This is a genomic window from Pseudomonas brassicacearum (assembly GCF_003732225.1).
In the GTDB taxonomy this organism is placed as follows: domain Bacteria; phylum Pseudomonadota; class Gammaproteobacteria; order Pseudomonadales; family Pseudomonadaceae; genus Aquipseudomonas; species Aquipseudomonas brassicacearum_E.
In genome coordinates this window covers 1-19,218 of sequence record NZ_MOBJ01000005.1, presented here as the reverse complement: position 1 = coordinate 19,218, position 19,218 = coordinate 1, and the positions used below count along the sequence as shown (strand labels likewise).

Genomic DNA, 19,218 nt, shown 5'->3' with positions numbered 1-19,218 from the left:
TCCGGCTCCTTAACGCAAATTGATGGTTGTGTTCACACCGTCATTGACACTGTCATCGTCGAACCAGCGACTGGTGACGGTCTTGGTTTGAGTGTAGAACTGCACCACTTGCTTGCCATACGGGCCGAGGTCGCCGAGCTTGGAACCACGCGAACCGGTAAAGCTGAAAAATGGAACCGGCACCGGAATCGGGATGTTGATGCCGACCTGACCGACGTCGATTTCGTTCTGGAACTTACGTGCCGCCGCGCCGCTCTGGGTGAACAGGCCGGTGCCGTTACCGAAGGGGTTGGAGTTAACCAGGGCAATGGCCTGATCGAGGGTGTCGACTTCCAGCACCACCAGCACCGGGCCGAAGATTTCCTGGGTGTAGATCTGCATGTCGGTGGTTACGCCGGAGAACAGGGTCGGACCGACAAAGTTACCTTTTTCGAACCCCGGGACGCTGATGTCACGACCATCCAGTTCCAGTTTTGCGCCTTCCTTGATACCGCTTTCGATCAGATCAAGAATCCGCGCCTTGGCGCGTTTGGAAATCACCGGACCCACATCGGTGCCTGGCTCGCTGCCGGCATTCACTTTGAGTTTTTGCGCCAGTGCCTTGAGGTCTGGCAGCCACTGCTTGGCCGCGCCCACCAGTACCACCACCGAAGTGGCCATGCAGCGTTGACCGGCCGCGCCGAAACCGGCACCGACCAGCGCATTGAGGGCTTGCTCGCGATTGGCATCAGGCAGCACCACCGCGTGGTTCTTGGCGCCCATCATCGATTGCACGCGTTTGCCGTGTTTACCGGCCAGGTCGTAGACGTGAGTGCCAACCGCGGTCGAACCGACGAACGAAACAGCCTTGATGTCTTTGTGGGTGCAGAGCGCGTCCACCACGTCCTTGCCACCGTGAACCACGTTGAGCACGCCGGCAGGAATGCCGGCCTCGATGGCCAGTTCCACCAGCAGCATGGTCGACATCGGGTCCTGCTCGGATGGCTTGAGCACAAAGGTGTTGCCGCAGGCGATAGCCATCGGGAACATCCACAGCGGAATCATCGCCGGGAAGTTGAACGGCGTGATGCCGGCGCAGACGCCGATCGGTTGGCGCAGGGTGTAGGTATCAACGCCGCCAGCGACGTTTTCAGCGAATTCGCCCATCTGCAGGCTGCCGATGGAGCACGCGTGCTCGACCACTTCCAGGCCACGGAAAATATCGCCTTCAGCGTCGGCGATGGTTTTGCCCTGTTCAGCGCTGAGGACCACGGCGATGCGCTTGGAGTGCTCGCGAATCAATGCCTGAAGCTTGAGCATGATGCGCATCCGCGCGCCGATCGGCGTCAGCTTCCAGGTCTGGAAGGCGCGATGAGCGGCGCTGATCGCAGCATCAACTTCCTCAGCGGTCGCGAACGGCACTTTAGCCAGAACTTGCTGGGTCGCCGGGTTGACGATGTCGTGCCATTCGGTGGTCTGCGACTCGACCCATTGGCCGTCGATCAACAGCTTGACCTTTTGCACGGTGGTTTCTGGCGTGAGCGATGCGTTCATGTTCGTCTCCTGGCTTCTGGTGGCTGAAGCGGTGTTGTTATCTTGGGAGCGAAGGCGAGAAAGTCGCCTTGCGATGAGGCGTGTGTCGCAAATTGGTTGTCGGACTGTTTTTGGAGTATAGATGTGCAAACTTCTAATAAGAACGCACATAAAAGCCGGTCCAACATGCAAAAAAACATCACATCGTTAGGCTCATTGAACTGGGATGACCTGAAGTTTTTCCTCGAGGTCGCCCGCACCCGCAAGGCCAGCAGCGCCGCCAAACGCCTGGCCGTGGATTACACCACCGTGTCACGGCGGATCAGTTCGCTGGAAGGTGCGTTGGGAACGTTGTTGTTCGAAAAATCGCGGACCAACGGCTTCGTATTGACCGCCGAAGGCCAGCGTTTGCTGGGTTATGCCGAGTCCATAGAAAGCACGCTGCACATGGCGTGCGAGCAGGTGTCCGGCTCAGGCGTGGCGTTATCCGGCCACGTACGGATGGGTTGCACCGAGGGTTTCGGGAGCTTTTTCATCACCCCGCAGCTCAGCCACTTCGTCGATGCCTATCCGGCGATTTCGGTGGATATCCTGCCGTTGCCGCACTTCATCAGCCTGTCCAAGCGCGAGGCGGACATTGTCATCGCCCTGGAGCGCCCGGAACACGGCCCTTACGTCTGCTGCAAACTCTGCGACTACCGTTTGCAGTTGTACGCGACCCAGGACTACCTCGACCAACACCCGCCCATCCGCCGCCCGGCAGATTTGGGCAAGCATCAATTCATCAGTTATGTCGACGATCTGGCGTTCAGCTCGGAGCTGCTGTACCTGGCGAATGTGCTGCCCGGTGCCAGCGCCAACCTGCGCAGCACCAGCGTGATTGCGCAGTTCGTGGCAGCGCAGCAAGGCCGCTCGCTGGCGATTCTGCCGTGTTTTCTGGCGGCCCAGGATCCACGGCTGCTGCCGGTGCTGCCGGAGGAAATCAACATCACCCGACAGTTCTGGATGTACTGCCGCGAGGACCTGCGCAAGCTCAAGCGGATTACCCTGCTCTGGGACTACATCCGCGCCGTGACCGAGCAGAATCAGGCGCTATTGATGGGTGAAACCCGAACGATGCACTTTGCCGACTAGTCGGCGATCACCACGATCGACACCCGGCGATTCTCGGTGCGTCCGGCAGCCGTGTTATTGGGGGCAACCGGCTCGGCGCTGCCCAGGCCTCGCAGTCGAATATTCTCTTCGCGCAGGCCGACGCTGGTCAGCACCGCGCTGACGCTCTTGGCGCGGCGAAGGGAAAGTTGCTCGTTATAGGCCTCTTTACCCGATCCGTCGGTGTGACCATCGACCCGCACACGCTCAATGCCGGCACCGTGCAACGCCTTGCCGATTCGCCCGACGATTTCGGTACTTTGCACGTTCAGGTGATCCACGTCGCTGCCAAACAGCACCTTGCCCGACAAACCAAAGGCCCAGCCCTCCTCGGTCAACTCGAAACCCTGCTGTTTAAGCACCACGATCTGCGCCGGAGTAAGGCCTTTTTGCGGTGCGGTTTGGCAGCCGCCCAATGCCAGCACGGCCATGAACAAGGTCACGGTGAAAAATCGCAGGGAACGTTGAGTAAGTGAAAACAAGGCTGTTAACTCCTGGTTTGAACATTGGCGACAAGGTGCTCCGACCCTGCCGTATATTGCCCGCCTCGAGAGAGACGTTTGGCTTGATACATTGCCGCATCGGCGGCATCGAGCAGGTCTCCTGGTGTGGCGCCATGATCAGGGTAAATAGCGATGCCTACACTGAGTGAGGTCAAAACCTGGGTATCGCCCGGCAACTGAACCGGCAGTTCCATGCTGGCGATGATCTTTTCGGCAATTCGTTGGGCGTCTTCGGCTTTGTGCAGCGGTGTCAGCAGCACAGCAAACTCATCGCCCCCCAGGCGCGCGACCAGGTCCTCTTCACGCAGTTGCGCCCGGACCCGGGTTGCCACCGCAACCAGCACCGCGTCGCCAGCGGCGTGACCGAAGTTGTCATTGATGCCTTTGAACCGGTCGCTGTCGAGAAACAGCACGGCAACCCGTTCATCGTGCTTGCTCGCATTACGCAATGCACGGATCAGCCGACCTTCGAAAAACGCCCGGTTCGGCAGACCGGTGAGACTGTCATGGCTGGCCTGGTGAGCCAGCGTTTCGTTTTCGTTTTGCAGGTGGCTTTGCCAGGACTCCAGCTCGTCAAGCAAGGCATTGAAGTCGTTGCCCAGGCTGTCCAGCTCAGCGATTTGCGCCGGCGGTACGCGACGATCGAAGGCCCGCTCGCGGCGTGCAGCGTGAGCAACCTCGGCCAGGCTGCGCAGTGGGCCGGTAATCCCGCGTAGCTGACGGCGTGCCAGATACAGCGCGACCCAGGCACTGACCGCCGTACACAAGACAATCCCCGCCAGACCGCTAAGCAAAAAGCGCATCAGGCTGCCGCCATGCCCGGTCAGCAGGATGCTGCCGACTTCCTGGCCTTGATGAAGGATCGGTATGTTGATGGGTTTTTCCAGAAGCGATCGGGCGATCTGCATTTCCAGCTCGGAAACCAGACCGGTTTCCGGTCGTTGCCAACGAGCAAGCAACAGGCCCTTTTCATCGAATACCTGAGCATCGGCCACTTCTTCAGTGGACGCGATCAGCGCCAGCGCTTCGGTCGCCGCTACGTTGTCGTTGAACACCACCGCGGCTTCCACGGTGTAACTGATCGAACGGGCAATCAGGTGCAGGTTGTGATCGGCATACACCCGCAAGGCCAACACCCCAAGCAAGGTCAGCGACAAACTGGCCATGGCCACTGCAACCAGCGCGACGATCAAGTGCCCACGACCAATGACCGAACGCAAGGTTGGGCGGTTACCGGACCTGAAAAAACTCATGGGGCCGCCGCTTTACGGCGAGAGAGCTGCAAGACGCTGGGGTGAATGCGCACGCCACTGCGGGCGACCGAGTCGAGGTTGACCTCGAATGACACCTGATTGTCACTGACCCGCAGGCAGAACAGGCTACCTACCGTGCATTGATCGCCACCTTCGCTGATGCTCAGTACGGGATGGCCTGCCAACGAAGCGAAGAGCGTACTGCGCTCTTCATTGGTCAGTTTGCCGATGTAGATCGCATCGCACTCACTGGCGATCGCCGGATGATTGGCCAACAGACGCTGAACGACCACGGGACGACCCGTGGCCTGAGTGGTGCCTTTGAGCAAATCGTCGGTGTACTCGGTGGGACCGACCACGCATAAACGCAATTGCGCTGGCTCTACGGGCCAGCGAGCGTAACTGAGGATTCCCAGCACTACTTGTGTGACCGACTTGGCGCGCTGATCAGCCATGCTCACTGACGCCTCCGGCTGGGCGAAAACAGGGACGCTCAACAAACAGAAAAGGCCGGCCAGCAGAAGCTGCTTCCAGCCAATAATGCGTTCTGCCGTCCAGACAGCCAGCTTCATGCAGGGATACTCGGTGATCGTTGCGGAGGATGCCGCAACGATAGCATACCCGGTGAAATGCTCACGAAAACCGCGACTATAGATAGGCCCCTAATTGTTTATAAAATCCTGAAGTAACAATTTGGGGTTTCCTATTTTTCTCTGTTTCACACCGTGTCTACCATCGGCTCCAACGTGACCTGTAACCGCACTGCGGTCCTAATAACAATAAAAGCTGACAGCGACGTAAGTGAGAACGGATCCACCGAGATCCGACTCATGAAAACCTTTTGCTACTGCCATAACAACTCGATTCGGTCATGCACCGGTATCGAGCCTTGAGTAGTTGAAGGCGTCGTGGAGGTTCACCGATGAAACTGGAAATATTTCGTACCCTCTGGGGCTATAGCGCGAGCAAGGCCCAGGCACTCGATGAGTTGCTGGAAGCCGGCTTCGACGGCATGGAGGCCCGCCTGCCTCTTGAGGCCAGTGAGCGAGCCGAGTTCAGCGCCTTTCTAAAGGCCAATGGGGTGGGTTACATCAGTACGGTTTTTACCGCTTACGATGTGTTGCCGGAACAGTCCGCGTCGCCCACCGAACACCTCCTTGATCTGGACAAGAAACTCGCTTGGGCTGCCGAGCTCAATCCACGCTTCGTCAATGTGCTGGCCGGCAATGACCGCTGGCCGCTGGCGCAGCAGGTGGAGTTCTTCGGCCAGGCCATGACGCTTGCACGCAAGCACGGGCAAGTCTGCAGCTTCGAAACCCACCGCTCGCGCTCACTGTTCAACCCCTGGCTGACCCTTGAGCTGATCCGCCAACTACCCGATTTGCGGTTCACCAGCGATATCAGTCATTGGGTCGTCACTTGCGAGCGATTGTTGAATGATCCGGCGGATGACCTGAGTGCCTTCGTCGAGCGCGTGCACCATATTCAGGCCCGGGTAGGTTATGACCAGGGTCCACAGGTTCCCCACCCCGCTGCTCCGGAATACGCCCGGGAACTGGCCTTCCATCAACAGCATTGGGAAGCCATCTGGCGCTCCCAACAAGCTCGCGGCTATCAGGTCAGCACCCTGACGCCAGAGTTCGGTGCCGACGGCTATCTGCATCACCTGCCATTCACCAATGTACCCGTCGCCGACTTGTGGTCGCTGAATGTCTGGATGGCCAGAACAGAGCGCGAACACTTCGATCGCTTCAACCACTCCGTCCTCCAGTGAGGTGTTCGCAACATGCCTGAGAAGATCAGTAACCCTACGCCCCAAGCGAACTTCAAGAGCATTCCGGTGGTGGATATCGCAGGCCTGTTCAGCATCGAACGGGAACATCGACTGGCCGTCGCGGAACAGCTCGGGGCGGCCGCCAGTGACGTCGGCTTTCTCTATATCACCAGCCACGGCATTGATCCGCAGCTGATCGCCAACTTGCGCCAGGCAGCCAAGGACTATTTCGATCAGCCCTTCGAAACCAAGATGCAGCACTACATCGGCACCTCGAAGACTCATAAAGGCTTTGTCCCGGAAGGCGAAGAGGTTTACGCCAAGGGCAAACCGGATCACAAGGAAGCCTTCGACATTGGCTTCGAGGTCCCGGTAAACGACCCGCTGGTGTTGGCTGACACCCCTCTGCTCGGGCCGAATGAATGGCCGTCGCTACCCGGCTTCAAGGAAGCGGTGCAGGCCTACTACGCCGCGATCTTCGCCCTCGGCCGACGGCTGTTCGGTGGCTTCGCCCTGGCTTTGGGCCTGGAGGAAGACTATTTCGACAGCATGGTCACGCGACCGCCATCGAAGCTGCGTCTGATCCACTACCCGTTCGACGGTGCGGCTCAGGACGCGCCAGGGATTGGTGCGCACACCGACTACGAGTGTTTCACCATCTTGCTGGCTGACAAACCCGGACTGGAGGTAATGAACGATCTAGGCCAGTGGATCGATGCACCGCCTGTTCCAGGGGCATTCGTGGTGAACATCGGCGACATGCTCGAAGTCATGACCGCGGGTGCGTTCGTTGCGACCGCTCACCGTGTACGCAGCGTCAGCGAAGAGCGCTACTCCTTCCCGCTGTTCTATGCCTGCGACTTCCATACCCAGATAAAACCCCTGCCAGGCTTCGCCAAGGCAGAACATGAGTATGAGCAGATCACCATTGGTGAACACATGTACGGCCAGGCTCTGCAGACTTACCAATATCTGCGCAAGCGAGTGGAAAACGGAGAAATTGCTTTGCCGGAAAAGGCGCGCAAGCCTTCGAGCTTCGGGCACCTGAAAAACCAGACACAACCGTCCTGATCATTGCTGTCGGCCACTACTTAACTCATTGGAGTCACCGAAATGCTCAACAAGAATAACCGTGCTGCCCGTTTGTCCCTGCTCGCCGCCAGCCTGTTCTGTGCAACCGCCAGCATGGCTTCCACCGCCACTGCGGGCCAGTTGAAGATCGGTATGGAAATCACTTACCCACCGTTCGAATCCTATGACAGCCAGAAGAATATTGTCGGCTCCGATCCAGAACTGGCTCAGGCCCTGGCCAAGCAGATGCAAGCCAAGGCAGAGTTCGTCGATACCAAGTTCCCCAATCTGATTTCCGGCCTGAATGCCGGGCACTATGACGCGATCATCTCGGGCATGTACATCACGCCCGAGCGTCAGACTCAAGCCATGACCATTGGCTATGCCGTGACGGGTGCAGCGATCATGGCACCGAAAGACAGCGGTCTGAATGCACAAACCCCTGAGGAACTCTGCGGCCTGAAAGTCGGGCTGGAACAAGGCACCACCTGGGTTGCTCAATTGAAGAAACTCTCGACCGAATATTGCGTGCCGAACAACAAGGGTGCCATCACTGTCAGCGAGTTCCCGTCGGCCCCGGAAGTGACCCAGGCCCTGCTGTCGAAAAACATCCAGGCCCAGATGGAAATCGCTGGCGCGGCGAAGATGATCGCCGAGCACACCAACGGCCGTGTAGTGGTCACCTCCCAGCATCTGGTCTATCCGCAAACCCTCGGAATCTTCGTCAAGAAAGGCAACGACGAGACCTATAAAGCGCTGCTCAAAGCGTTTGACGACGCCAAAAAAAGCGGTGACTACGCAGCTATCCTGAAGAAGTACAACCTGGAAGAAGCGTCCAACTAAGGCTACGCCCCTTCGCGGGTCAGCACGTGCCTACAGATGCACCGTTTTCTATATGGAAGCGGTTAATCCGCGAAGATTTCAATGCGGTTTGAGGTACTTATGCAATTCGACTGGACGTATTTTTTCTCCCTGTTCGCAGACTCCGCCTTCTGGCAAGCCTGTGTCACCGTAATCGAACTCAGTGCCCTGGCCTGGTTCATCGGCATGCTGCTGGGCTTTCTCCTGGCCTCGGCCAAGTTGTCTGCTTCGGCGTGGCTCAGAATTCCGGCGACCGCTTATATCTGGTTCTTTCGCAGCATTCCGCTGCTGGTGCTGGTGGTTTTCGTCTACAACCTGCCGCAGTTATTTCCGCTGACTGGCTCGATACTGTCCGACCCTTTCTACTCCGGGTTGTTCGCACTCGTCATAACCGAAGCGGCGTACATGGCAGAGATCCACCGTGGCGGCCTGATTTCGGTAGCCAAGGGTCAGAAAGAAGCAGGGCGGGCGCTGGGCATCGGCTTTCTGGGCTTGCAGCGTTTGATCGTAATTCCTCAGGCCTTTCGCATTTCGCTGCCGACCCTGATCAACGAATACATCACCGTGGTGAAACTGACCTCGCTGATTTCGGTGATCTCCCTGACCGAACTGCTCACCGTTGGCCAGCGCCTGTACGCGCAAAACTTCCTGGTGATGGAAACCCTCGCCGCAGTAGCGGTGTATTACGTGCTTATCGTGAGCCTGTTCGGCTGGTTTTTGCAGCGACTGGAACATCATCTGGATCTGAACCAACGCAAACCACAGACTCTCGACGAAACTTCCGTGGCCCGACTCAAGGCCGAAATCCAGCCGCTGCCCGGCACTACCGGCCTCCCCTCCAAGCACGGCGCAGCACCGGTTCTGCAATTGGAAAAAATCCACAAGCGCTATGGCAATCATGAGGTGCTCAAGGGCATTGACCTGACAGTCGGCAGCGGCCAGGTGATCTCGATCATCGGACCGTCAGGCTCAGGCAAAACCTCATTGATCCGGACCGTCAACGGCCTGGAAAGTATTGATCAAGGCGAGATCAAGCTGTTCGGTGAGAGCTTCATCGGCCCCGACTCCCCTCCCAACAGCGCCCAGGCTCGTAGTGGTGTGCGGCATATCGGGATGGTTTTCCAGAACTTCAACCTGTTCCCCCATCGCTGCATTCTCGACAACATAACCTTGGCGCCGCGCTACCACGGCTGTGCCAAGCCCTTGAGTGAACAACGCGCCTATGCGCTGCTGGACAAGGTCGGACTGCTGGCCCATGCACACAAATACCCGCATCAGCTTTCCGGTGGCCAGCAACAACGGGTAGCGATTGCCCGAGCATTGGCCATGGAGCCTAAGATCATGCTGTTCGACGAACCGACGTCGGCCCTCGATCCGGAACTGGTGGGCGATGTATTGAACGTGATCCGCGATTTGGCAAAAGAAGGCATGACCATGCTGATCGTGACCCACGAGATGGACTTCGCGATGTCGATTTCTGATCGGGTCATTTTCATGGAAGGCGGGAATATTCAGCTGGATGCAAGACCACACGCCATACGCAATGAGCAGGCCGGGGAACGAGTCCGACGCTTCATGGGCCTGCCCTCCCGGGAACTACTGCTGGCGGCCGAATAGACGGCGTGGGAGCTGAGCAAGTGTTGGTGACGGGAGGCCAAATCCTCTCGCCACCGTCACGCCACCGGCTCATCCCAGCTCCAGCATTAACCCGCTCAAGCGCTTGACCTTACGTCGTACGGCTTCCTCAAAAATCCCGGTACGCGGCTCGATCAGGCTAAACCAGTTCTTGGCGCGGGTGATTCCGGTGTAGATCAGCTCTTTGGTCAACACCGGGTTCAGCGCATCCGGAAGGATCAACGCGGTGTGGGCGAATTCGGAGCCTTGGGATTTGTGCACGGTCATGGCGTAGACCGTTTCCACGTCGTTGAGCCGGCTGGGCAGAACAAACCTCACACCACCCTGACCATCGTTACGCGCAAAAGCGACGCGCAGCACCTGGCGTCCAACCTCCTGGCCATCGCGTTCAGGCAATTTGAGGGCGATACCGATGTCACCATTCATCAGGCCAAGACCATAATCGTTGCGTGTCATCAGCACCGGACGTCCTTCGTACCATTGCTGATCACTCTCGATCAGTCGCGCCTTGAGTAGCGCGCCGGTAATCCGCTGATTCAGCCCTTCGACACCCCACGGCCCCTTGCGCACGGCACACAACAGCTGAAAAGCGTCGAAGGCCTGCAAGACATTGCGCGCCCACTCGACCCAGCAGGGATTGTCAGGCAGTGAGGCGATGGATGGACGCTGGTTGCGCAAGAGACTCAGGTAATGCCGATAACCCTGCGGACCTTCGCCCTGGCCTTCGAGCAATAGCCGCTCCAGTGCCCGGTCCTGCTCACCCTTGAGGGCCAGCGAAAACAGATCGGCATGACTGCGGGCAGCCAGCAACTTGCGCGCCTCATCGGCCTGCTGCTGATTGACCCAACGCGCCAGTTGACCAATGCCGCTGCCTTCGCCAAATCGCCGCGAGTGACGCAGCATCACCACCTGTTGAGCCAATGGGTGACTGGCGTTGGTGTCTTCCTGCAGACCGCTGGAGCTGAGGTCTTCACCACTGACGGCCTCCAACCAATCGCGGGTCTGCGGACTGTACCAACCGGCCTCGGCATCACGACATAGATCACCCAGTACGGCGCCGGCTTCCACCGAGGCCAGTTGATCCTTGTCACCGAGCAAGACCAACCGGGCATGTATCGGCAACGCATCGAGCAGATTGGCCATCATTTCCAGGTCGATCATCGAAGCTTCGTCGACCACCAGCACGTCCAGCGGCAGGCGATTACCGGCGTGATGGCGGAAATGCCGGGTACCCGGCCGGCTGCCGAGCAGGCGGTGTACCGTCGTCACGTCAGAGGGGATTTTGTCTCTGACATTATCGGCAACTTGCAGCGTGCGAACTTGCTGACTGATGGACTCTGTCAGCCGCGCAGCGGCCTTGCCTGTAGGCGCGGCGAGTCGAATGCGCAGCGGCTTGCCCGCCTCCACCGCAGGCGCCTGGAGCAAGGCCAGCAAGCGCACGACCGTGGTGGTTTTACCGGTTCCGGGCCCGCCGGTGACGATGCTGAATGCACCACGGGTGGCCAGGGCACAGGCAAGTTTCTGCCAATCAATCTGCGCGCGAGAACTGGCCTGACCAAACAAACCGCTCAGGCGTTCGGACAGGTCGCCAGGCATTGGCTCATGGGCGACAAGACGTTGGCGCAGCGCACTGTCGATGCGCCGTTCGTACGTCCAGTAACGACGTAAATAAAGTCGCTTGCCGGACAACACCAACGGACGCTGCATTGCTTCGTCACACCCATCGGCAGCCAGGGCCACAAGACTGCTGGATGCCAGTACCTTGCACCAGTGAGCGCCCTCCAATGCTTCAAGCAATTGCGACGGCAACAACAGCGTGCCTGTCTGCAGATCGCCCTCCGGCGGCAAGGAAAGCGCGAAGTCCGGCTCCTTGAGCGTCTCGAACAGATCAAGGCATACATGCCCGTGACCCAGTTGATGGCTGGTCAAGGCTGCAGCCAGCAACACCAGCGGATCGCCGTCGGGCGCCAGTTCGTGGAGGAAAGCGACAAAGGCTTTGTCCAACGCCCGAAGCCAGCCACGCTCGACCCAGCGTTCGAGCAGCAGCAACAGGTCGTCGGCGCGGGTCAGCGGCGTCAGTTCCGCCAGGCTTTCGGCCGTCAACGGTGTGGGTAACAAATCGGCAAAGGAACGGCTCATAGCAATACACCCTGCTCCCAGGCCGGTTCAGCCTTGGGTTCTGGTTTCCCCTGGAACAGCCGGTCCAGACGTTCGATCAATGCCCGTGGCGGACGGGTGAAATACACACCCTGGCTGGGTGCCCGGGTGCCTCGAAGGAACAGATACAAGGCGCCGCCCATGTGCCGGTCGTAGTCGTAATCAGCGAGGCGTACCTTGAGCTGGCGGTGCAGTGCCAACAGGTACAACGCGTATTGCAGGTCGTAACGGTGGTCGAGAATCGACTGTTCCATTGCCTGCTCGGTATAAGCCGAATCATCGACACCGAGCCAGTTGGATTTGTAATCCGCAACGTAGTAACGCCCGGCGTGCTCGAATGTCAGGTCGATAAAACCTTTGAACATGCCATTGAGCAACACTGACTCAGCGAGCACACGAGGAGCGCCGTCATGGGTGTATTCACGCACCAGTTCGTCAAGCTTCAACACATCGACTTTATGGCTGGCAAACCAGAACTCCATCTCGACCCGGTATTCGGTCAGTTGCTCGAACACCACGGGTGGTTGTTCGGCACCGATGCGTAACGGCGCTTGCAACAAGTGCAGCAGCCAGTCGCTCAAGGTGTTGATCCAGCCCTCCCAACCGCGGCGATTGCAGCGACGCGCTATGGCGTTTTCGATGGATTTCGGGTCTGCGGTGAAACCTTCATCGCCCGCCCACTCCAATAATCCATGAAGAAAAGTCCCAGGATTTGGCCCGCGTGGGAAGCGGTGGATATCGCCGCCGCTGGCAAGCACTTCCCATGGCGCATCCGGATCGAGTCGTTCATCGTCGAAAAGCTTTTGCGCCTGCGGGCTTTCCGGGGGCTCGTCGTTGCTGGCACTCAGGCTGTCACCAATGCGCAATGCACTGTAGGAGGCGATCCACCAGTTCTCGGTCGCCTTGCGTTTCGGTACCAGCGGCGCGAGCAACGTAGCCTCATTACGTGGTGGGTGAAAACGTTCGTCCGTAGCTTCAGGCATCTCGCTATAGCTCAACGCCGTACAGTTTTGCTGCAAGTCTTCCAGCCAACGCTTCAGGCCCGACGACTCTGCCAGCCGCTCGCCGCCACCCAACAGGTAACCCAATGCAGACAGGTGCAGTACTGAACTGTTGTTATTGCCACGCTTGAGGTCGGTAACGCCCAGCCAGCAAGCATGCTGGGCACGGGTCAAGGCCACATAGAGCAGACGCAAGTCTTCGGCCAGACGCTCATCGTCCGCCTGAGCAATCAGCTCGGGGGTTGGGCTCAGGGTTACCTGAGCCTTGCCGGTCACGTCGTGGTAGTGCAACGGCAGACGGCTGCCATCCACCGGTTTGGCTGAGCAGATGAACGGCAGAAAAACCAACGGGTACTCAAGACCCTTGGACTTGTGGATGGTCACTACCTTGACCAATTGTTCATCGCTTTCCAGACGTAGAATCTGCTCCTCGCCGGCCTGCCCCGACAACGCCAGATGCTCGGACAAATGACGGATCAGGGCTTGCTCGCCATCGAGCTCGGCGGCGGCTTGCTGCAACAGCTCCGAGAGATGCAGCAGGTTGGTCAGTATGCGTTCGCCATCGCTTCGAGTAATCAGGGCCTGAGGCAGTTCGAAATCGTGTAGCAAGCGTCGCAGCATTGGCAGGACGCCCTGACTTCGCCAGATCACCCGGTACTCGCGAAACTGCATGACTCGCTTCTCCCAGGCCAGCTCATCCTGGTTCAAACGTTCCAGCTCTGTCAGTGACAGATTCAGCGTGATGCTGGCCAGCGCTGCACGCAGCGGCCGCTCGACATCCGGCTCGGCGCAGGCCTTTAGCCAACTCAACAGGTCGTGAGCCTCTTGGGCCGCGAATACCGAATCCTTGTCCGACAGATAAACACTGCGCACACCCCGCGCGGACAACTCGTTGCGTACGGCCTGGGCTTCTTTACCATCGCGCACCAGAATCGCGATATCCGCCGGGAGCAACCCCTGTAGATCCTCTGCCCCCCGAACAAAACCCGCACGCCCCTGCTGTCCGCCATTGAGCAATTCGGTGATTTCACTGGCGCACGCTGCAGCCAGTTGCTGTCGGTACACGACACCGGACAACGGCTGCTCGCTGGACAGCTGCCAGATATTCAGCGCCGACACAGCCTGACCGTTGATCTGCAACGACTCTTTGCGACCCTGAGACTCGACCGGTAGAAATGGAACCGGGTTTTCGCCGCTCTTCTCGCGGAACAAAAACGCACCACGGCCCTGCTCACGGGATTCGGCACGCTGGAACACATGGTTCACCGCATCGACCATTCCATGACTGGAGCGGAAGTTGGTGCCCAAGGTATGCAAGCGACCACTCGTCGCCTGACGCGCGCGCAGGTAAGTGTAGATATCGGCACCACGGAAGGCATAGATCGCTTGCTTCGGGTCGCCGATCAGAAACAGCCCGCATTCGGGGTTGTTGTCTTCGATGCGGTAGATACTTTCGAAGATCCGGTACTGCACTGGGTCGGTGTCCTGGAATTCGTCGATCAACGCGACTGGAAACTGCTCGCGGATCAACGTCGCCAAGCGCTCACCACCGTCGGCCCGCAGTGCGGCGTCGAGCCTCAACAACATGTCGTCGAAACCCATTTCAGCACGACGACGCTTCTCTTCTTCAAAGCGTGCACCCACCCACTGCGCGGCATGTTTCAGGACTGCCGCGTCCGGGGTCGGCAATGCATCGAGACTGGCTTTCAGGCCGGGCATGGCATCCAGGCCGGGGTGGCTCGGCGCCTGGCCTTTCCAGGCCTCAGCCATGCCATCGGGTGTCAGACGATTGAAGCCGGTGCCGATATCCAGTTGTTCAAGGCTTTCATCCTCGGCCCAATCACTGATTTTCTCGAACCAGGGCTCGAAATAACGCGCTTGCATCTTGCGTCCGTCGACAGACTTGCTGGCGACGCCTTGCAGACAGATCTCACGCAACTCCTGCGCCCATTGTCGCCAAGGTGCCTTGAGCTCCAGCAACGCGTCACGCCGTTCTTGCAAGCACTCGGCGATCAACTCGGCCGGCGCCTTACCCTCGTCAGTGTCACGCTCACTGGCGAACAATCCGCGCACCCTCGGCAGCAATGCGGCCGGACCGCCCCAGTGCGTGCGAACCCAGTTCAGCGCATCACCTTGCATCGGGTAGCAAAACAGCCGCCAGTAATCGCGCAATACTTCGCCGAGCAAATCAGTGTGATCGGTTTCCAGGGTTTGAGTAAACAGGCTGCCACTGTCGAATGCATGCTCACGCAGCATCCGTTGGCACCAACTGTGAATCGTCGAAACCGCCGCCTCATCCATCCACTGTGCGGCGATATCCAAACGGTTCGCACAGCCGGACCACTGTTCGGGAGTGAACTGCGCACGCAACTCGTCAATCAGTCTGTCTGGCGCTGGCGTTTCATCCCGGAAAAACCGTGCTGCCTCTGCAAGGCGAGTGCGGATTCGTTCGCGCAGTTCCTTGGTAGCAGCGTCGGTGAAGGTCACTACGAGGATTTGCGGAGGCAGGAGCTCACGGCCAAATCCGCCAGACTCGTCACCGTGACCCAGCACCAGGCGCAGATAGAGCGCGGAAATGGTGAATGTCTTACCGGTGCCGGCGCTGGCTTCGATCAGTTGACTACCGCGAAGCGGGAAAGCTAATGCCAGAGGGACTTTGGCCGTCATGAGTGCGACTCCTCACTGGTCAATGAGCGCCAGGGAGCTTCGAGCAGAGGACGGTAGAGCGCGTCACACCAATCGACAAAGGTCTCATCGGCAACCAAGGCGTTGTAATCGGCAAACTGACGAGCCAGTGCGGGACTTTCCCGGCGCTCGCCATCGGTAGTCTGACCGTCACCTTCATAGGCCTTGCGAGCGGCAGCCTCAGCTTTGACCGGATCAGTCTGTCCCAACCAGGCGAAGGCAGTTTTTACCGCTACGGGCAGTGGCTGGCGCATACCTGATTGCCAGGCCTGCAACAGATTGCCAAGAATTTTCAGCGCGGCGTCTCGTTCGATAGGCGCAAGCAGTAACGTATCGTCACTGGCCACCAACCCCGTGGTCATCGACAAACCGCTCGCGCAGGCCACCAGATGGTTAACCCAAGGTCGGGTCAGACGATGCCATTTGCGGGTCTTGATCGAACCAATGCTGTTGGGGATCGTAGTGACAGCCAGCAACCCGCCATCGCTGCGCTGATGAAGGCCGCTGAGCCAGCCTTCCAGGCTCACCCCCTGCAATTGGAGCGCAACTGGCAAAGCACTGTTTTGTGGTGTCGGCCACAGCACCAGCAACTGTTGATAACGCTGCAGCAGATCCGGTAGCGGCTCGATCAACTCACGTTGCAAGCACTCGCCGAAACCGGCCATCGGCAACAAGCCGCTGTCCTGTAGCTTCTGGGCCTGTGCATGCAGCGCTTGATCAGATTGGTCCGGGCTAGCCAGTGCAGCTTCAAGCAAGCTATCGCTCAGGCTGTATCGTTGCAACGCGTCGAGCACGAAGGGTTCTTCGTCTGCCAAGGGCGCTTCAGCCGCTTCGAAAAACACCTTGAGACGCTGACTGAAAAAATGACGCACGGGGTTGCGCAGGAAATCCTGTAGCTGGCCAAGACTCAGCGGTTCTTCCTGTACATAGGCATCAAGTACTTCCAAGGTGGGAGCGCGGTCATGCTGCTCATGTAACAACTGCCATTCTCGGGCATAGCTGAACAGTTGATCGCCTTCATGGAAATAACGGGCACTGAAGGGTTGTAACGGATGCTCCTGAGTCATCGCCTCAAGGAGTTCCTCGCAGTCATCGGCGAGCTTCCAGCCGTTAGCCAGATGGTCACGCAACTGACCGATCAATACCGATGCGGGGCGCTCGCTATTGTCGCGAATACTGCGCCCGACCCAGCTGATGTAAAGCTGATCCCGCGCCGAGAGCAAGGCCTCGAGCAACAGATAGCGGTCATCCTCTCGCCGCGACCGATCACCGGGCCGGTAATCGCTGCCCATCAGATCGAAGTCCAGTGGCGGTTGCGCACGCGGATAATCACCGTCGTTCATGCCCAGTAGGCAAACGAGTTTGAAAGGGATTGCCCGCATCGGCATCAACGTGCAGAAGTTCACTGCGCCTGCCAGGAAACGCTGGGACAAACGCCCCTGATCGAGACCGGCCAACCAGGCTTCACGGACCACCGTCAGCGGCAGTTCGTCCTGCAAACCAACCGATTCGCAGGTCTCCAGCCAGGTTTCGCGGAGCAACTCGAGCTGGGCCAGCAGATAGTCGTCATGCTCATTGCTTGCCAGGAAAAATAGCTGCATCAACGCTTGCAGGCGCACGCCCCATTGCTCGGGCGATGCCGGTTGTGTGAGCTCTTTGTGAGCGATCTGCAAAGCATCGAGTAAAGCTACCAACGGGCCGATCAGTGCCGCATCCAGCCCGCCGATTTCATCATAAGGTTCGATGCCATCGCAGGAATGACCACTGCCAACGGCATACCCCAGAAGCATGCGACGCAGGCCAAAACGCCAACTGTTTTGCTCAAGCTCATCAGGTAAACCCAGACCGGCGCGCTGTTCTGCATTCATCCCCCAGCGAATGCCAGCCCCTTCGATCCAGCGGTGCAAGGTCGGCAGGTCGCGCTCCTCTACTGCGAATCGAGCGCGCAATGCCGGAACGTCCAACAAGTCGAGGATCTCGCTGACCGGGAAACGGCTGTCTGGCAGTTTGAGCAAATGCTCGACCGCGATCAGCAGCGGGTCACGGCCACGCTGACCCTGGTCGGTCAGCGTAAATGGGATAAAGCGCCGATCCTCCCGCTCAAGTTGACCAAACACGGCTCGGATGTGTGGAGCGTAACTGTCGATGTCCGGCACCATCACGATCACATCGCGTGGCCGCAGCTGCGGGTCAGCGCTGAAGCGTGCAAGCAGCTGATCATGGAGTATCTCCACTTCGCGCTGAGCACTATGGGCAATGTGAAAACGGATCGACTCGTCCTGCTTCAGATCGACCGCAGGCCAGAGCAGTCGGGTTTCATTCAGCGGACGCAATTCGAGGATGTCGTCCTGCAATTGATTGAGCATGTTCAACGGCTGGCTTTCGCTGAAAAGATCGATGCGCCCATCGCGAAATGCTGATCGATAGCTGTTGGGATCGTCATAACTATCGAGCAGATTGATGTAGTCGCGCCCTTGCTTGCCCCATGCTGCCAGAAGCGGGTGAGCATGTTGATGCAGGGTTTGTGGGTCAAGTACGACCGGCATGCCGGCCTTGCGCGCCTGACGCTTGTATTGGTGCCTTAAAAGGTCTTTATCGGCGACGATGTCGGCCCAATGGTGACGACATGGGTTGTGTACACAAAGCAGAACCTGGCTGAAGCGAGCCAATCCCGCGAGTGCTTCCAGGGCTTGAGCGGGTAGCGAAGAAATGCCGAAAACGATCACCCGTGAAGGTAACCCCTTAGGTGCGGTGTCCAGGCCAGTGATTGTCTCGATGAAGCGTTGGTGAACGCCTGCACGGCTTTGCGCCATGCCTTGCTCACCAACGTCCAGCAATAACGCACGCCACAACTCAGCCTGCCAACAGTTGGCCGGCGTGAGCGGTTTGCTCTCACCTCTGCCGCTGTGCAGTTGGTGACGGCCTGCTGCCCAATCTTCCAACCAGTCCGCCCGGTACACCTGATATTGGTCAAACAGATCCGCGAGCCGCTCAGCGAGCTGATAGCGTTTACGCAGGTCGGTATCGTGAGTCAGGAAGCGTTGCAGCGGTTCGAAGTGCGGTTGATCGATCAGCTCCGGTAACAAGCGCATCAAGCGCCAGGTTAGAGGCGCTTTGTCCAGCAAGGACTTCGCTGGAATCTCATCGCGCCCGAGCACCGATCGATAAAGTTGCCACATAAAGCTGCCGGGCAACTGCACATCAATGGCCGCGGCTATGCCACAGCCGCCCATGTCGTCATCTTCAGGGTCTTCGGCCAATGCCAGCTTCAGCCATTGGGCAATACCGTTGCTCTGTACCAGAGCGATTTCATTTTCCAGGGGGGCAAGCGGATAACGCCGCATCCAACTGACCACCAGGCTACGCAGCTCGTCCAGGCGGTTGCCGTGAACCACCATAAAACCAGCATTGAGGAACGTAGCGTCCGCCATAAGGGCTTCCTTGGAGAAATGCAAAAGCTAGGGCCGAACCTTAGCATTGTCAGGTGACTGTGACAGCCGGGAGCTGTCCGATGTTGCCGTACGAACTTTCTCGCAGGCAAAACAAAACCCCTATCTGCAATCGCAGATAGGGGTTTCGGAATTTAATCTTGACGATGACCTACTCTCACATGG

Annotated in this window: 12 protein-coding genes; 5 read left to right on the top strand and 7 right to left on the bottom strand. The window is 58.6% G+C overall.

The features are described 5' to 3' along the window. Positions 1 to 9: 9 nt before the first annotated feature. Positions 10 to 1,533, bottom strand: coding sequence for a CoA-acylating methylmalonate-semialdehyde dehydrogenase (locus BK659_RS05700; RefSeq protein WP_123424136.1), 1,524 nt, complete (start codon positions 1,531 to 1,533; stop codon positions 10 to 12). A gap of 165 nt (positions 1,534 to 1,698) precedes the next feature. On the opposite strand from BK659_RS05700, the gene BK659_RS05695 reads away from it, so the two are divergent. Further along, positions 1,699 to 2,646: a LysR family transcriptional regulator gene (locus BK659_RS05695; protein ID WP_054594129.1), complete on the top strand. Its 948-nt coding sequence runs from the start codon at positions 1,699 to 1,701 to the stop codon at positions 2,644 to 2,646. Here the strand turns inward: BK659_RS05695 and yfiB are convergent. Genes yfiB through yfiR form a run of 3 tightly spaced genes read right to left on the bottom strand, consistent with a single transcriptional unit; the run spans position 2,643 to position 4,992 of the window. Continuing rightward, on the bottom strand, positions 2,643 to 3,146 hold the full coding sequence (gene yfiB, locus BK659_RS05690) for an outer membrane lipoprotein YfiB (protein WP_259740211.1): 504 nt from the start codon (positions 3,144 to 3,146) through the stop codon (positions 2,643 to 2,645). The genes BK659_RS05695 and yfiB overlap by 4 nt on opposite strands. Positions 3,147 to 3,151: 5 nt before the next feature. Next, positions 3,152 to 4,420 (bottom strand): diguanylate cyclase DgcN/YfiN, encoded by a 1,269-nt coding sequence (gene dgcN, locus BK659_RS05685; RefSeq protein ID WP_123424135.1) that lies wholly within the window; start codon positions 4,418 to 4,420, stop codon positions 3,152 to 3,154. Continuing rightward, positions 4,417 to 4,992, bottom strand: coding sequence for a regulatory sequestration protein YfiR (gene yfiR, locus BK659_RS05680; RefSeq protein WP_123424134.1), 576 nt, complete (start codon positions 4,990 to 4,992; stop codon positions 4,417 to 4,419). Before yfiR ends, dgcN begins: the two co-directional genes overlap by 4 nt. 350 nt (positions 4,993 to 5,342) lie before the next feature. On the opposite strand from yfiR, the gene BK659_RS05675 reads away from it, so the two are divergent. The 4 genes from BK659_RS05675 (at position 5,343) to BK659_RS05660 (ending at position 9,743) form a co-directional block, all read left to right on the top strand. Next, complete coding sequence (locus BK659_RS05675) at positions 5,343 to 6,194, top strand: sugar phosphate isomerase/epimerase family protein (RefSeq protein ID WP_123424133.1); 852 nt, start codon at positions 5,343 to 5,345, stop codon at positions 6,192 to 6,194. Positions 6,195 to 6,206: 12 nt separating this feature from the next. Beyond that, entirely contained in the window at positions 6,207 to 7,265 is a 1,059-nt protein-coding gene (locus BK659_RS05670; protein ID WP_123424132.1) for an isopenicillin N synthase family dioxygenase, read from the top strand. A 42-nt stretch (positions 7,266 to 7,307) separates the two neighbouring features. After that, positions 7,308 to 8,108 carry an ABC transporter substrate-binding protein gene (locus tag BK659_RS05665; RefSeq protein WP_123424131.1) on the top strand — a complete coding sequence of 267 codons (801 nt, stop codon included), beginning with the start codon at positions 7,308 to 7,310 and terminating at the stop codon, positions 8,106 to 8,108. Between the two features lie 99 nt (positions 8,109 to 8,207). Next, on the top strand, positions 8,208 to 9,743 hold the full coding sequence (locus tag BK659_RS05660) for an amino acid ABC transporter permease/ATP-binding protein (protein ID WP_123424130.1): 1,536 nt from the start codon (positions 8,208 to 8,210) through the stop codon (positions 9,741 to 9,743). A 69-nt stretch (positions 9,744 to 9,812) separates the two neighbouring features. Here the strand turns inward: BK659_RS05660 and recD are convergent, their stop codons facing one another. Genes recD through recC form a run of 3 tightly spaced genes read right to left on the bottom strand, consistent with a single transcriptional unit; the run spans position 9,813 to position 19,035 of the window. After that, positions 9,813 to 11,900: an exodeoxyribonuclease V subunit alpha gene (gene recD, locus BK659_RS05655; protein WP_123424129.1), complete on the bottom strand. Its 2,088-nt coding sequence runs from the start codon at positions 11,898 to 11,900 to the stop codon at positions 9,813 to 9,815. After that, positions 11,897 to 15,586, bottom strand: coding sequence for an exodeoxyribonuclease V subunit beta (gene recB / locus BK659_RS05650; RefSeq protein ID WP_123424128.1), 3,690 nt, complete (start codon positions 15,584 to 15,586; stop codon positions 11,897 to 11,899). Before recB ends, recD begins: the two co-directional genes overlap by 4 nt. Continuing rightward, positions 15,583 to 19,035: an exodeoxyribonuclease V subunit gamma gene (recC, locus tag BK659_RS05645; RefSeq protein ID WP_123424127.1), complete on the bottom strand. Its 3,453-nt coding sequence runs from the start codon at positions 19,033 to 19,035 to the stop codon at positions 15,583 to 15,585. Before recC ends, recB begins: the two co-directional genes overlap by 4 nt. Positions 19,036 to 19,218: the final 183 nt, after the last annotated feature.